The organism is Pseudomonas sp. GL93, assembly GCF_003408955.1.
GTDB classification, from domain to species: Bacteria; Pseudomonadota; Gammaproteobacteria; order Pseudomonadales; family Pseudomonadaceae; genus Aquipseudomonas; species Aquipseudomonas paracarnis.
Map to the genome: position 1 here is coordinate 48,046 of NZ_NKRF01000078.1, position 13,553 is coordinate 61,598.

Sequence of the window (13,553 nt, forward strand, 5' to 3'; positions counted from 1 at the left end):
TGTGTAATTGGGCTGACCCAGACGCTGATGGTGCTTGTACAAACGCCAAACTATTCATTTGCTCGCCACACTCTTGTGAAGTTGTGAAAACCCGTTTTTTTCACGCTCTTTTGAAGACGTGAACCTCAAAAAAGGGCTGCCCCAGCCTGGCACCTGGCCCGCAAACCTCTGCCGACATGCGACAAAACGGGCAAACAACTCAAGTGGCCGAGCGCAATGGCAGCTCTGGCAGATTCGATAAAAGACGGGGTGGTTTGCAAAGGAAACAGCAAGCACGCCAGCTTCACTCGATCTGTGTGGGCGGCTCTCTGTGGGCGATTTTGGGGGCTAATGCCTGGGCATTAACGATGCTGCGAGGCCCGATCAGGAGACGTCCTTATAATCGGGGGGAGATTGTAGCGAAGAACGTCAGGGAAATGGGCGTGTTTTATGACTTTTATTAGGGCCCCGGTCAGGAGGCCAACGCTTGCCGGTGTTGTGCGCGAAAAACCTGCGGGCTGACGCGGGCGCTGGCCGGCAGTGGGCGGTGCATCCAGCCCAGGTGAGTCTCTGTCACTTCCACCCAGCCTTCACCGACGGGCGGCAGGCTGCACTGCTTGAATGCCTGGCAATGGCCTTTGGCATCGAGCAAGGCAAAGTGGCGATGGCGGGCGTGTGACATGAACAGGGTCTTGAGAAGGCGCATGGCTGTGTACCTGGTGTGTTACATGCTTGAAGGTTGCCAGTGTGGCATGACACTGGGGTGACGAATTTATGCGAATTTGTAATTTGCACCGGGGCTTCAGCCACCGTTCAGGATCGCTGGTGAGTGGCGCGCGTGCACCGTTATACTGGCGACCTGTCTGCACCTAGTCCTGGAGAAATGCGTATGTTGCAACGCCTGTTGTTCGGTTTGATCACTGTGACCAGTTTGACCCTTGTCGGCTGCGCCAACAGCCCGCAACAACTCAGCCCGCAACCTAAAGTCACTGCGCCGTTGGCTGCGGTAGGCCACGGCCAGCCGGTCTCGGTACGCGTGGTTGACGGTCGTCCGTCGCCGACCCTGGGCTCGCGTGGCGGCCTGTATCCGGAGACCGCACTGATTTCGGTGACCGGCCAGGATGTGCTGCCCAAGTTGCAGGCCCAGGCTGAAGCCGCCGTGCGTTTGTTGGGCTTTACGCCGACCAACTCCCCAGGCGTGCCACAACTGACCGTGACCCTGGCCGAGCTTAAATACCAGTCGCCCAAAGACGGCCTGTATGTGACCGAGGCTTCCATCGGCGCGACCTTCAAGTCTGACGTCAGCGCCGGTACCCGCCGTTACAGTGGCCGCTACGCCGCCTCGCTCAACCAGCGTTTCGGCATGTCGCCCAACCAGGAAACCAACACCAAGCTGGTCAGCGACGTGCTCAGCGATGCCTTGACCCGTCTGTTCAAGGACCCAAGCATCGGTCAACTGCTCAGCGCGCAATAAGCCGCTCACAAAAAACCGGGCTCATCGCTGAGCCCGGTTTTTTTGTGCCTGTGGTTTTGTCATGCCGCTGTATCGACATAAAAATCCAGCATGCTCACACCGGTAAGCAGATCCAGCTCCGGCAGGTCGGCGTGCTGGTGTCCGCCGAGGGCGCAATACACCAGCCAATGGCGGTCCTGAACGTTGAACGCGAGGCTGCCGATCAGCGCCTCCTGCTCCTCGCTCTGGGCGATCAGATACAGCCGATCCTGGTTTTGCGCATGCAACATGACAAGCTCCTCAAGCGTCGAAGGGCAACAGAGTGGCTTGTTAAGGTGACGTTCAGGTGACGGCGTAAATTACTGGATACATTAGCCGTCAATGGGGAAGGAGCATCTAAGGCGCAGGAGGCGACTGTCGTTCAGGTATGTATCTGGACTGATACCCGAAGACTGGTTCACCGAGGTTTGCGATGGCGCTGCCCGCACTGCTCATCAATATTGTTGCCCTGTTGGTTGCCTGCTCGGGCGCCTGGGTGTTGTTCATCACCCGCCTGCATGCGCAACGTGCGATGGCCGACCTGGCCCTGCGCAGCGAAGAACGCGCTATCGACCAGCCGATGTTGTTTCTGGATACACGCACCGAACGGGCGCATCGCCTGGCGTACCGCGTCGGGTTCGCCTGCCTTGGCCTGGCCCTGGCCATCTCCTGGCTCAGCACCCATTTCTAATTCCACTGCAACACCAAATGTGGGAGCGGGCTTGCCCGCGAAGGCGGTGTATCAGCCACTGAATCGTTAACTGAACCACCGCTATCGCAGGCAAGCCAGCTCCCACACTGGCCATGTACTGCCCACAGAATCAGCGCGTGCCCCATATCCCCTGTGGGCTCACATATTTGGGTTGGGTGTTTATAGAGGGATCCCAGCCTTGACTCGGTATTGGTTGCGTACCGGCGTCGCATACTGCACCACCAGATAAGGCCGGTGCTCCGCCGGGCACTCATTCAAGCGCCGTTCCCATTCCGCCTTGGCCTTGGCCAGCTCATCTGCAGGGAATACGTCCGCCGCCTTGGGCACCTGCAGTTGTGGGTCGGCATCACTCCACTGCGCGTACGCCAGGTAATGCACCGGAAACAAGCGGTAACCACCGAGGATCTGCCGATCCATTTCCACTGCCAGCAGCTTGGTGTCTTCAAAACGCTCGGTGATCGGCGGCGCAAAGTTCACGTGCACCCGGCCTTTATAGCCGGTGATGCCCAGGGCAATGCTCACATCATCCTCGCCCGGTGCCTTGGTGTAGGTGCCGGTGGTGGCGCGGATATACAGCTCGCGGGCCTTGGCGGCATCGCAGGGGTCGTACTCGTAGCTGATGGACACCGGCGTCAGGTTCAATGACTGGATGACCTCGGCAAACGGCTCGTCCTTGCGGCTGACGTGGAACATCTTGAGGATCGCCGATTCGGTACGGTCATCGCCATCTTTGGCCCGGCCTTCAGCCTGGGCGATCCAGATCGACTGGCAGTCGTTGCGGATCGAATGGTTGATGTAGGCCGACAGCAGGTTGTAAGCGGCCATCTTCTCCTTTCGCCCGGTGATCGAACGGTGCACGATGAAGCTCTTGTTCAGGCGCATCAGGTCGCTGACAAACGGCTTTTGCAGCAGGTTGTCACCGATGGCGATGCGCGGCGTCGGCAGGCCGGCGTGGTACACGGCGTAGTTGACGAAGGCCGGGTCCATCACGATGTCGCGGTGGTTGGCCAGGAACAGATAGGCGGTGCCGGGTTTCAATTGTTCGACGCCGGGATAGGTCACGCCGTCGGTCGCCCGGTCAATGGTGTGGTCGACGTAGTACTCGACTTTGTCTTGCAGCGTCGCCACGGTGGTGACGCCGGCGAACTCACGGCGCAGTTTGCGCGCGATCATCGGCTTGAGCAGCCAGCCCAAGGCGCCGGCAAAGCGCGGGAAGCGGAAGTGGGTCAGGATGTCCAGAAAGGCCTTGTCACTGAACAGGCGCGCCAGCACTGCCGGGACTTCGCTGTCGTTGTAAGGTCGGATGGTATCGAATTCGCCCATCATGCTCTCTTGTTAGAAACGGCTAGGGTAAGTAAAAGGAAATGCCAGGGTGCGGTCCGAATAAGGGGCCGGCCAAGAATAGCCCTGTAAATAGACCGGCGATTATACGCACAAGTCACCTGGGAGACTGCGATGCTCGAAAGTGCGCTGTACGATTGTCCTTATTGTGGCGAAGCGGTCGAGACAACGGTGGATTTGTCCGGTGGTGACCAGACCTATATAGAAGACTGCCAAGTGTGTTGCCGGCCGATCACGTTCGACCTGCAAGTCCATGGTGATGAGTGGATGCTTGAAACCCGTAGCGAAAATGAATAACAGGTACGCCCATGCAGCGAATCTACGAACCGGAAAACCTCATGGAGGGCGAGTTGCTGCAGCAGATGCTTGCCAGTGAAGGCATCGAGGCGCATCTGGTGGGGCGCCATTTGCTCGGCGGCACGGGCGAGTTGCCGATATTTGGCTTGCTGGGGCTGGAGGTCGACAACGACCAGGCCGCCTGTGCCCGCGAGCTGATCACCGCCTATATCGGCGCCCAACCGTTGCCCGGCGACGAACCCGACAGCTTCCCCGACGTATTGGTCTGTTAGGCTGTCCGTCGGTTTACCCAAGAGTCGTGTTGCCCCATGTGTGGACGTTATGCCCTGTTTCGCTGGAACCCTGCCTTTGCTGCCTTGCCCGGCTTCCCCGCCGACCAGCAGGCCCAGTGGAACATCTCCCCCAATGATTCGGTGCTGATCCAGCGCTTGAGCGAGGGCCAACTCACCCTGGCGCGTGCCCGCTGGGGCCTGACGCCGCCCTGGCTGACAGACCTGTCGCGCACCCCGGCCCACGCCCGCGCCGAAACCCTGGCCGAACAACCGATGTTTCGCGAAGCATTCCGCCAGCGCCGATGCCTGCTGCCCGCCAATGGCTTTTATGAGTGGCGCGGCACCCAGCGCAAGCGCCCGTACTGGCTCACACCGGGGGAGGGCTCCACGTTGTTCTTTGCCGCAGTGTGGGAAGCGTATCCGGTGCAGGAGCAGGTATGGCTGAGCACGGCGGTGGTTACCCAAGCGGCGCAAAGCCAGCGCCGGCCGTTGATTCTGGACGCGGCAGGGCAGGCCGCCTGGCTCGACCCCGAGACACCGCTGCATGTATTGCAGGGCCTGCTGGCGGCTGAGCCTGCCGTGCTGCGCGAGCGGGTGCTGGCCAATATGGTCAACGATCCGAAGCTCAATGGGCCCGAGTGCCTGACCCCTGCGTGAGCTTTGCCAGTCCGGTCGCGTTCGGATGTATCTGAAATTCAGCGGTTAAACGTCTGGTGTATCTGGCGCAGATACCAATGACCGCCTACGATACGCGCCATGTTTTCAGGGAGCGTGTTCATGAAGAAGTCATTGGTGGTAAGCGGTTTGGTTGCAGCGATGCTGCTGGCGGGTTGTCAGTCGGTCAATACCACCAGCGGCGGCGCCGTTGGGGTGGAGCGCAAGCAGTACATGTTCAGCATGCTGTCGAGCCAGGAAGTCGACCAAATGTATGCCCAGTCTTATCAGCAGACCCTGGGTGAAGCCAGCAGCAAAGGGGTGCTGGACAAGACCAGCGCCAACGCCAAGCGCGTGCAGGCCATTGCCAAGCGCCTGATCGCCCAGGCTCCGACTTTCCGCGCGGATGCGGCCCAGTGGAACTGGGACGTGAACCTGATCAAAAGCGATGAGATGAACGCCAACTGCGGGCCTGGCGGCAAGATCCTGGTGTACAGCGGCTTGATCGACAACCTCAAGCTCACCGATGACGAACTGGCCGCCGTGATGGGCCATGAAATCGCCCACGCCTTGCGTGAGCACGGCCGCGAAGCCATGTCCAAGGCTTACGGTATCCAGATGGCCAAGCAGGGCGCCGGGGCAATATTCGGTCTCGGCCAGGACAGCCTGGCACTGGCCGATACCGTGGCCAACTACGGCATGACCTTGCCCAACAGCCGCAGCAATGAAAACGAAGCCGACCTGATCGGCCTTGAACTGGCCGCCCGCGCTGGTTACAACCCGAACGCGGCCATCACGTTGTGGAACAAGATGGCCAAGGCTTCGGAAGGCGCACCGCCGGAATTCATGAGCACGCACCCGGCTTCCGACAGCCGCATCGCGTCCTTGCAGGCGGCGATTCCGAAGGTGATGCCGCTCTACCAGCAGGCCAAGAAGTCCTGATCCTGTAGGAGCGAGCTTGCTCGCGAAAAACGTCAACGATAACGCGTGCTGCCTGAATAAACGCGGCGCCGCTGAGTTTTTCGCGAGCAAGCTCGCTCCTACACGTATGTAGGGCAAGCCCGCTCCTCTCGTTCTGATCGGTTTACAGCCAGCCGCTGCTTTGCATGGCCTTGTACACCGCAATAATCGCCAGGATGAAGAACGCTGTTGCCGCCAATCGACGAATCAAGGTCAGCGGCAGTTTCTCCGCGGCAAAATTCCCTGCCAGCACCACCGGTACGTTGGCAATCAACATGCCCAGGGTGGTACCGATAATCACCAGCCACAATTCCGGGTATTGCGCGGCCAGCATCACCGTGGCGATCTGGGTCTTGTCACCGATTTCGGCGAGGAAGAACGCAATCAAGGTGGTCAGGAAGGGCCCGAACTTACGGGTGGTACTGGCTTCGTCATCATCGAGTTTGTCCGGCACCAGGGTCCACAGCGCCGTGGCGCAGAAGCTCGCGGCGAGGATCCAGTGCAGCACCGCATCCGAGAAGAAACTCCCGAACCAGGCGCCCACGGCACCGGCCGCCGCATGGTTGGCCAGGGTCGCGGCGACGATGCCGGCGATGATCGGCCAGGGCTTGCGAAAGCGAGCAGCAAGGATGAGTGCGAGCAGTTGCGTCTTGTCGCCGATTTCGGCCAGGGCAACGATTGCGGTAGGAACGAGTAGTGAATCCAGCATCAGGTAGTTTCCAGGGGCGGGTCGACACGGCTATGACACGTACAGCCTTCCCGCCCCGGGTAAGGTGTGCGTGTCATAGGTCTTGTCAAACCCCGGTCCGTCTGTGCGGACTCCTGGGTCGCATACGCCATGGTCTGCTGACCAAGTATGTTGACGTATGCCGGACGAGCATGGGCTCGTGGGAGACTACTCCCCTAGGACGCTGCGGATTCTGCCTAGGCAAAACCCATTCGGCAAGCGTTCTTTTTCAAACCTCCGTCAGGGGCGTTTGGCGCGGTAAATGCGAAAACCGTTGCCTTCGGCCTTGATCGCGCAGATGCCCAAATGCTCTTCGATCAGTGGCTGGTACTTCAGGAAGCTATTGGCAACCAAGCGAAGTTCGCCACCTTTTGCCAGGTGTTTCGCTGCTTTTCGCAGCAGGTTCTCCGTGGCGAAATAGTCGGTGTGCACGCCGACATGGAACGGCGGGTTGCTCAAAATAGCGTTCAAACCCATGGGCGCCGCGTCGATACCGTCACCGGTCAACACGTCGGCTTCCAGGCCGTTCGCTGCCAGCGTCAGGCGACTGCTGGCGGCAGCAAAGGCATCCACATCCAGCATCGTCACCGTGTTATGCGGGTAGCGGCGTTTGACCGCAGCCCCCAACACTCCGGCGCCGCAACCGAAATCGAGCAAATGACCGCTGGGCAGTTTGTCCAGATGTTCCAACAGCAGTTCGGTGCCGCGGTCCAGGCGGCCGTGGCTGAACACACCGGGCAAGCTCACCACCTTCAGCGGGCCTTCGGCCAGCGGTACGTCGAAGACCTGCGCCAGGCTCTCAAGCTCCACAGCTTGCGGCGCGTTGGCGACGGTGACCTGCCACAGCTGGCAATGCCGTGCGCTATCGAGCTTGCGCGGTTTGCCGAACGGAACCATCTGTTTGGCGGCGCTTTCGATACCGCCCTTTTTCTCGCCCACCAGAAACAGCTCGGCGCCAGGCAGGCGCGCGGCGACGGCGTTGAGCAGGTAGTCGGTGAGGTCTTTGGACTTGGGCAGAAAAATCACCGCCGTATCAAAGGCGCGCTCGGGCACCGTCACGCCAAACTGGCTGCGCTCTGCGAAGCGCGCATTGAGCGCCGCCTGGTCACCGGCATGCCAGCACCAGCCGTGGGCATTGGGCAGGCGCCCAAGCAAATCGTCGGCAGGCAAACCTACGAGCAGCAGGTTGCCTTGAAAAAGTTCGGCCTGGCGAAGCAGTACTTCACTGCGCGGATCCATAGTCTGCTCCTTGAAAAGGGGCGCAGTTTATCAACTGACGACGCGCAGCGGGGCGCCGTTGAAAAAGCCCAGGGCGTTTTCCGTGAGTTGGCCAACGATGCGTTGGCGTGCTTCGCGACTGCCCCAGGCGTTGTGGGGTGTGACGATCAGCCTGGGGACATCGCCGGCCAGCAGCGGGTTACCAGTGACCGGTGGCTCGATGCTCAGCACATCAGTCGCCGCGCCGCCAAGATGACCACTGCGCAGTGCGTCGGCCAAGGCCTGTTCATTGATCAAACCACCGCGTGCGGTGTTGACGATAAACGCGCCGGGCTTGAGCAGCGCCAGTTCACGGGCGCCGATAAGGTCGCGGGTGTGCTCGTTGAGTGGGCAATGCAGGGTCAGCGCATCGACCTGGGTCAGCAATTCGTCCAGCGGCACACGGTCGGCGCGGGCAGGGCGCCCAGGAATCGCGCCGAGTACCACACGCATGCCGAACGCTTCGGCCAGGCGTGCCACGGCACTGCCCAATTCACCGTGGCCGAGCAGGCCGAGGGTTTTGCCTTCCAGTTCGACGATTGGATGCTCCAGCAGGCAAAACTGTTTGGCCTGCTGCCATTTGCCAGCGGCCACATCCTGTTGGTAGTCCTTCAAGCGCGTGGCGAGGTTGAGCAACAGCATGATCGTATGTTGTGCTACCGACGGCGTGCCGTAGCCCTGGCAGTTGCTCACGGTAATCCCCTGGGCGCGGGCGGCTTCAAGGTCGATATTGTTGGTGCCAGTGGCCGATACCAGGATCAGCTTGAGCTCGGGGCAGGCCGCCAGGGTTTGGGCCGTGAGCGGGATTTTATTGCTGATGGCGACTTGGGCGCCCTGCAAGCGCTCCCGCACATTTTCTGGCGTGGTCTGTTCAAACAACTGCAACGGGCTGAAGCAGTCATGCAAACCGCTGAGGTCGAGGTCGCCCAAGTCCAGGGAAGGGTGGTCGAGGAAGACGGCGCGGCGATTGTTCATGATCAACTGTACCTTTTGCGACGAGGTTCGAAGGCGTAATCTGCCGAGCCTATCAGATGAAATAATCAGTTACTTAATGGAGTGAGCATGTACGTCGCCGAGTTTTTGACCGTAGCCTTGATTCACTTATTGGCGGTGGCCAGCCCCGGCCCGGATTTCGCCGTGGTGGTGCGTGAAAGCGTGACCCACGGCCGCCGTGCCGGCACATGGACGGCACTGGGCGTCGGCACGGCGATTTTCGTGCATGTGGGTTATTCGCTGTTGGGGATCGGTTTGATCGTGTCCCAGTCCATCGTGTTGTTCAATGCGCTCAAATGGGCTGCCGCGGCGTACCTGCTATATATCGGCTTCAAGGCCCTGCGTGCGCAGCCGGCCAAGCCCACCGCCGAGGGCGAGCTGCACCGTGAAGCGGGCGAGCGCACCCCACGCGGCGCGTTTACCGCAGGTTTTGTGACCAATGGCTTGAACCCCAAGGCCACGCTGTTCTTCCTGTCACTGTTCACCGTGGTGATCAACCCCCACACGCCGCTGGCGGTACAGGCTGGTTACGGTGTGTACCTGGCGGTGGCCACGGCCTTATGGTTTTGCCTGGTGGCCATGTTGTTCAGCCAGCAACGCGTGCGTGCCGGGTTTGCGAAGATGGGCCACTGGTTTGATCGGACCATGGGGGCGGTGTTGATTGCCATCGGGGTGAAGCTGGCCTTTACCAGCATGAAATAATCATTTTTCTCAAGTAAGCACAGTCCAAATGTGGGAGCGGGCTTGCTCGCGAATGCGGTGATTCAGTCAACGATATACCGGCTGACACTCCGCATTCGCGAGCAAGCCCGCTCCCACATTGGGTCTCAGTAGGTTCGCGGTAGTGGCGTAACGCTAGCATTTGCGGGTCCCTGCAAATCATTCCTTTGGCTGATTTGGCTGAAACATAAGCGCTCTACAGTGCAGGTCTTCAAGCCAAGACCGTGCAGTCATTAAAGGGATTCTTATGTTGCAGACCCGTGTTATCCCGCCCGCCGAAGGTGCGTACCAATACCCACTGTTGATCAAGCGTCTGCTGATGTCCGGGACTCGCTACGAGAAAACCCGGGAAATTATCTACCGCGACAAGCTGCGCTACAGCTACCCGACGCTGATCGAGCGCGTTGCGCGCCTGGCCAATGTGCTGACCGAAGCCGGGGTCAAGGCTGGTGATACCGTGGCGGTGATGGACTGGGACAGCCACCGCTACCTGGAGTGCATGTTCGCCATCCCGATGATCGGCGCAGTGATCCACACCATCAACGTGCGCCTGTCGCCAGAACAGATTCTGTACACCATGAACCACGCCGAAGACCGCTTTGTGCTGGTCAACAGTGAGTTCGTGGGGCTCTATCAGGCCATTGCCGGGCAGCTCACCACCGTCGACAAAACCTTGTTGATTACCGATGGTGACACCCACACCGCCGAGCTACCCAACCTGGTGGGTGAGTATGAAACCCTGCTGGCCGCCGCCAGCCTCACCTATGACTTCGAGGATTTCGACGAAAACTCGGTCGCCACCACCTTCTACACCACCGGCACCACCGGTAACCCCAAGGGCGTGTACTTCACCCATCGGCAACTGGTTCTGCACACCATTGGCGTGGCGACCATCATGGGCAGCGTCGACAGTGTGCGCCTGCTGGGCACCAACGATGTGTATATGCCGATCACGCCGATGTTCCACGTACACGCCTGGGGCTTGCCGTATGTGGCGACTATGCTTGGGCTCAAGCAGGTGTACCCCGGCCGCTACGACCCGGAATACCTGGTGGAACTGTGGCGCAAGGAGAAGGTGACGTTCTCCCACTGCGTGCCGACCATCCTGCAAATGGTGCTCAACGCCAAGGCTGCGCAGAGCGTGGATTTCGGCGGTTGGAAAATCGTCATCGGCGGCAGCGCCCTCAATCGTTCGCTGTACGAAGCCGCCAAGGCCCGTGGCATTCAACTGACCGCCGCGTATGGCATGTCCGAGACCGGGCCGCTGGTGTCCTGCGCTCACCTTAATGATGAGTTGATGGCCGGCAGCGAAGACGAGCGCACCACCTACCGCATCAAGGCCGGAGTGCCGGGCCCGTTGGTCGAGGCGGCAATCATGGACACCGACGGTCGTTTCTTACCCGCCGATGGCGAAACCCAGGGCGAACTGGTGCTGCGCGCGCCGTGGCTGACCGAGGGTTACTACAACGAGCCGCACAAGGGCGCCGAGCTATGGGCCGGTGGCTGGTTGCACACCGGTGATGTGGCCACGCTGGATGCCTTCGGCGTGATTGATATCCGCGACCGCATCAAGGATGTGATCAAGACCGGCGGCGAATGGATCTCTTCCCTGGCCCTCGAGGACCTGGTCAGCCGCCACCCGGCGGTGCGGGAGGTGGCGGTGGTGGGCATTGCCGATCCGCAATGGGGCGAGCGCCCCTTCGCCTTGTTGGTGGTGCGTGAAGGGCATGTGATCGATGCGCGAGAGCTCAAGGAACACCTCAAGCCTTTTGTCGAGCTGGGCCATTTGAGCAAGTGGGCGATCCCGAGCCAGATCGCCGTTGTTACTGAAATTCCCAAGACCAGTGTCGGCAAGCTCGACAAGAAACGTATCCGCGTCGACATCATCGAGTGGCAGGCCAACAACAGCACGTTCCTGTCCACGCTCTAAACCCTTTCGCCGCGCCCGTTCGGGCGCGGCAATGCTCTATATCAAGCCTTTACTTGTGATTTGCCGAATTTCAGCCATTCTTCCGACGTCGACCTTCGTCGGCGTGGCGAAAGGGTTGTGGCAGACAGGTTGGTGATGCAAATCACACTTTAGAGGGATCAAGCACTGCCCCCCTCTGGCTATAGTCCCTTTCAGAGTTTTTCGCGGATGTTGCGCTTCGAGCCATGGAGGCTCGGTAGCGATTCGGCATTGGAATCGTTGTATCCCGGCCGTTACATCTGAAGAAAGGGCTCACTGCCATAACAATAAAATATGCACATGGAGTAGCGTCGATGACCTCAGTAAACCAGTTCTGGCGCCGGGCAAGACTGCCCCTGGCCGTCAGCCTCGCTTCTACGCTCGCCGGGCCGGCATTCGGCGTCAGTTTCAACATTGGTGAAATCGAAGGGAGCTTTGACTCGTCGCTTTCCGTGGGGGCGAGCTGGTCCACGGCCAAACCCAATCGTGACCTGATCGGTGCCAACAACGGCGGCAAGGGCCTGTCCCAGACCTCCGATGACGGCCACCTGAACTTCAAGCGCGGCGAGACGTTCTCGAAGATCTTCAAGGGCATCCACGACCTGGAACTGAAGTACGGCGACACCGGTGTGTTTGTGCGGGGCAAATACTGGTACGACTTCGAACTCAAGGACGAAAGCCGTCCGTTCAAGGACATCAGCGACAACAACCGCAAGGAAGGCGCCAAGTCTTCGGGCGGGCAGATTCTCGATGCATTCGTCTACCACAACTACTCGATTGCCGATGCGCCGGGTTCCGTGCGTTTTGGTAAGCAGGTCGTGAGCTGGGGCGAAAGTACCTTCATCGGCGGCGGCATCAACTCCATCAACCCGATCGACGTGTCGGCGTTTCGTCGTCCGGGGGCCGAGATCAAGGAAGGCTTGATCCCGGTGAACATGTTCTACGTGTCCCAGTCGCTCACCGACAACCTGTCGGCCGAGGCGTTTTACCAGTTGGAGTGGGACCAAACCGTTACCGATAACTGCGGCACCTTCTTCTCGCAGCCGGACGTGATCTCCGATGGTTGCAGCAATAACCTGCGGGTACTGAACAAGCGTTCCACCATTCCTGCCGCCGCCCTGCCGACTCTGGGTGCCTTGGGTGTGGACGTGAACAGCGAGGGCGTGCTGGTGCGCCGTGGGCCGGACCGTGATGCCCGCGACAGCGGCCAGTTCGGCGTGGCCATGCGCTACAACTTCGAACCGCTGGATACCGAATTCGGCGCCTACTTCATGAACTACCACAGCCGTGCGCCGATCTTCAGTGCGCAGGGCGCGCCATCGGCGGCCTACACGCGTCCGCTGGGGCCACTGGGGGCCTTGCGGCCGTTGATCGTGGCGGGCAGCCCGAACTACTTCGTCGAGTACCCGGAAGATATTCGCCTCTACGGCCTGAGCTTCTCCACCACCTTGCCTACCGGCACCGCCTGGAGCGGTGAGTTGAGCTACCGTCCGAATGCGCCGGTGCAGTTGAGCACCACTGACATTCTGTTCGCCGGTGTCACGCCGATCCCGGGCTTTGGCAATGCGTCCGTGCTCAAGGGCACGCCGGGCCAGGACCTGCACGGTTACAACCGCAAGGAAGTCACCCAGTTCCAGACCACCTTCACGCACTTCTTCGACCAGGTCATGGGCGCCAGCCGCCTCACCACCGTCGGTGAAATCGGCGTGACCCACGTGGGTGGCCTGGAAAGCAAATCCCAGGCTCGTTATGGCCGCGACCCGGTATTCGGCCCAGGCACGCTGCCAGGTGGGTTCTGCAACGCCCTCAACAACTCCACCGCCAACGGCGCCGGCTTGCCCAACGCTGCTGGCTTGAACACCAATTGCAATAACGACGGCTATACCACCGCAACGTCATGGGGCTACCGCGCCCGTGCCATCTGGGAATACCCGGACGTGTTCGCGGGCGTGAACCTCAAGCCCAACGTGGCCTGGTCCCACGACGTCAAAGGTTACTCGCCAGGCCCTGGCGGCAACTTTGAAGAGGGTCGCAAGGCGGTCAGCCTGGGCCTGGATGCCGAATACCAGAACACCTACACCGCGAGCCTGGCGTACACCAACTTCTTTGGTGGCAAGTTCAGCACCGTGGATGACCGCGACTTTGTCGCCTTGAGCTTCGGCGCCAACTTCTAAGCACACTCTTTTCAAGTGGCATGTATT

At 60.3% G+C, this 13,553-nt stretch carries 15 protein-coding genes and 1 riboswitch; of the genes, 9 read left to right on the forward strand and 6 right to left on the reverse strand.

Annotated features, from left to right (window positions below; translation table 11 throughout):
• Positions 1 to 451 precede the first annotated feature (451 nt).
• Positions 452 to 685: a hypothetical protein gene (locus tag CER19_RS16450; RefSeq protein ID WP_116667163.1), complete on the reverse strand. Its 234-nt coding sequence runs from the start codon at positions 683 to 685 to the stop codon at positions 452 to 454.
• A gap of 183 nt (positions 686 to 868) precedes the next feature.
• Here CER19_RS16450 and CER19_RS16455 point away from each other — a divergent pair, with 183 nt between their 5' ends.
• Positions 869 to 1,453 (forward strand): YajG family lipoprotein, encoded by a 585-nt coding sequence (locus tag CER19_RS16455; protein WP_014716946.1) that lies wholly within the window; start codon positions 869 to 871, stop codon positions 1,451 to 1,453.
• A 59-nt stretch (positions 1,454 to 1,512) separates the two neighbouring features.
• Here CER19_RS16455 and CER19_RS16460 read toward each other — a convergent pair whose 3' ends face one another.
• The gene (locus CER19_RS16460) at positions 1,513 to 1,722 is read right to left on the reverse strand and encodes a hypothetical protein (protein ID WP_003188620.1); all 210 of its coding nucleotides are present in this window, start codon (positions 1,720 to 1,722) and stop codon (positions 1,513 to 1,515) included.
• Between the two features lie 182 nt (positions 1,723 to 1,904).
• Here CER19_RS16460 and CER19_RS16465 point away from each other — a divergent pair, with 182 nt between their 5' ends.
• Positions 1,905 to 2,162, forward strand: coding sequence for a hypothetical protein (locus CER19_RS16465; protein ID WP_014716948.1), 258 nt, complete (start codon positions 1,905 to 1,907; stop codon positions 2,160 to 2,162).
• 180 nt (positions 2,163 to 2,342) lie between these two features.
• Here CER19_RS16465 and CER19_RS16470 read toward each other — a convergent pair whose 3' ends face one another.
• Positions 2,343 to 3,506 (reverse strand): 1-acyl-sn-glycerol-3-phosphate acyltransferase, encoded by a 1,164-nt coding sequence (locus tag CER19_RS16470; RefSeq protein ID WP_178088112.1) that lies wholly within the window; start codon positions 3,504 to 3,506, stop codon positions 2,343 to 2,345.
• A 132-nt stretch (positions 3,507 to 3,638) separates the two neighbouring features.
• Between CER19_RS16470 and CER19_RS16475 the strand changes: the two genes are divergently transcribed.
• From CER19_RS16475 to CER19_RS16490, 4 genes are all read left to right on the forward strand, one after another.
• Positions 3,639 to 3,821, forward strand: a complete 183-nt coding sequence (locus CER19_RS16475) for a CPXCG motif-containing cysteine-rich protein (protein ID WP_116667165.1) — start codon at positions 3,639 to 3,641, stop codon at positions 3,819 to 3,821.
• Positions 3,822 to 3,832: 11 nt separating this feature from the next.
• On the forward strand, positions 3,833 to 4,093 hold the full coding sequence (locus CER19_RS16480; RefSeq protein ID WP_032893538.1) for a putative signal transducing protein: 261 nt from the start codon (positions 3,833 to 3,835) through the stop codon (positions 4,091 to 4,093).
• A gap of 36 nt (positions 4,094 to 4,129) precedes the next feature.
• The gene (locus CER19_RS16485) at positions 4,130 to 4,750 is read left to right on the forward strand and encodes an SOS response-associated peptidase (RefSeq protein WP_116667166.1); all 621 of its coding nucleotides are present in this window, start codon (positions 4,130 to 4,132) and stop codon (positions 4,748 to 4,750) included.
• Between the two features lie 120 nt (positions 4,751 to 4,870).
• Complete coding sequence (locus tag CER19_RS16490) at positions 4,871 to 5,689, forward strand: M48 family metallopeptidase (protein ID WP_014716953.1); 819 nt, start codon at positions 4,871 to 4,873, stop codon at positions 5,687 to 5,689.
• A gap of 142 nt (positions 5,690 to 5,831) precedes the next feature.
• Here CER19_RS16490 and CER19_RS16495 read toward each other — a convergent pair whose 3' ends face one another.
• The 3 genes from CER19_RS16495 to CER19_RS16505 form a co-directional block, all read right to left on the reverse strand.
• Entirely contained in the window at positions 5,832 to 6,416 is a 585-nt protein-coding gene (locus CER19_RS16495) for a TMEM165/GDT1 family protein (RefSeq protein WP_073843267.1), read from the reverse strand.
• An 88-nt stretch (positions 6,417 to 6,504) separates the two neighbouring features.
• Positions 6,505 to 6,623, reverse strand: a riboswitch (yybP-ykoY riboswitch).
• Positions 6,624 to 6,674: 51 nt separating this feature from the next.
• The gene (locus CER19_RS16500) at positions 6,675 to 7,673 is read right to left on the reverse strand and encodes a class I SAM-dependent methyltransferase (RefSeq protein ID WP_116667167.1); all 999 of its coding nucleotides are present in this window, start codon (positions 7,671 to 7,673) and stop codon (positions 6,675 to 6,677) included.
• A gap of 30 nt (positions 7,674 to 7,703) precedes the next feature.
• Positions 7,704 to 8,669, reverse strand: a complete 966-nt coding sequence (locus tag CER19_RS16505; protein WP_116667288.1) for a 2-hydroxyacid dehydrogenase — start codon at positions 8,667 to 8,669, stop codon at positions 7,704 to 7,706.
• Between the two features lie 84 nt (positions 8,670 to 8,753).
• Here CER19_RS16505 and CER19_RS16510 point away from each other — a divergent pair, with 84 nt between their 5' ends.
• The 3 genes from CER19_RS16510 (at position 8,754) to CER19_RS16520 (ending at position 13,526) form a co-directional block, all read left to right on the forward strand.
• Positions 8,754 to 9,386 carry a LysE family translocator gene (locus CER19_RS16510; protein WP_057701570.1) on the forward strand — a complete coding sequence of 211 codons (633 nt, stop codon included), beginning with the start codon at positions 8,754 to 8,756 and terminating at the stop codon, positions 9,384 to 9,386.
• A 265-nt stretch (positions 9,387 to 9,651) separates the two neighbouring features.
• Positions 9,652 to 11,334 carry a fatty acid--CoA ligase gene (locus CER19_RS16515; protein ID WP_116667168.1) on the forward strand — a complete coding sequence of 561 codons (1,683 nt, stop codon included), beginning with the start codon at positions 9,652 to 9,654 and terminating at the stop codon, positions 11,332 to 11,334.
• Positions 11,335 to 11,666: 332 nt separating this feature from the next.
• Positions 11,667 to 13,526: a DUF1302 domain-containing protein gene (locus CER19_RS16520; RefSeq protein ID WP_116667169.1), complete on the forward strand. Its 1,860-nt coding sequence runs from the start codon at positions 11,667 to 11,669 to the stop codon at positions 13,524 to 13,526.
• The last annotated feature ends 27 nt before the right edge of the window (positions 13,527 to 13,553 follow it).

Bases quoted from the DNA above. Each gene is read 5' to 3' on its own strand.
- CER19_RS16495 (WP_073843267.1), bottom strand. From the start codon at position 6,416: ATGCTGGATTCACTACTCGTTCCTACCGCAATCGTTGCCCTGGCCGAA.
- CER19_RS16450 (WP_116667163.1), bottom strand. From the start codon at position 685: ATGCGCCTTCTCAAGACCCTGTTCATGTCACACGCCCGCCATCGCCAC.
- CER19_RS16520 (WP_116667169.1), top strand. From the start codon at position 11,667: ATGACCTCAGTAAACCAGTTCTGGCGCCGGGCAAGACTGCCCCTGGCC.
- CER19_RS16500 (WP_116667167.1), bottom strand. From the start codon at position 7,673: ATGGATCCGCGCAGTGAAGTACTGCTTCGCCAGGCCGAACTTTTTCAA.
- CER19_RS16480 (WP_032893538.1), top strand. From the start codon at position 3,833: ATGCAGCGAATCTACGAACCGGAAAACCTCATGGAGGGCGAGTTGCTG.
- CER19_RS16510 (WP_057701570.1), top strand. From the start codon at position 8,754: ATGTACGTCGCCGAGTTTTTGACCGTAGCCTTGATTCACTTATTGGCG.
- CER19_RS16460 (WP_003188620.1), bottom strand. From the start codon at position 1,722: ATGTTGCATGCGCAAAACCAGGATCGGCTGTATCTGATCGCCCAGAGC.
- CER19_RS16455 (WP_014716946.1), top strand. From the start codon at position 869: ATGTTGCAACGCCTGTTGTTCGGTTTGATCACTGTGACCAGTTTGACC.
- CER19_RS16470 (WP_178088112.1), bottom strand. From the start codon at position 3,506: ATGGGCGAATTCGATACCATCCGACCTTACAACGACAGCGAAGTCCCG.
- CER19_RS16515 (WP_116667168.1), top strand. From the start codon at position 9,652: ATGTTGCAGACCCGTGTTATCCCGCCCGCCGAAGGTGCGTACCAATAC.
- CER19_RS16475 (WP_116667165.1), top strand. From the start codon at position 3,639: ATGCTCGAAAGTGCGCTGTACGATTGTCCTTATTGTGGCGAAGCGGTC.
- CER19_RS16490 (WP_014716953.1), top strand. From the start codon at position 4,871: ATGAAGAAGTCATTGGTGGTAAGCGGTTTGGTTGCAGCGATGCTGCTG.
- CER19_RS16465 (WP_014716948.1), top strand. From the start codon at position 1,905: ATGGCGCTGCCCGCACTGCTCATCAATATTGTTGCCCTGTTGGTTGCC.
- CER19_RS16485 (WP_116667166.1), top strand. From the start codon at position 4,130: ATGTGTGGACGTTATGCCCTGTTTCGCTGGAACCCTGCCTTTGCTGCC.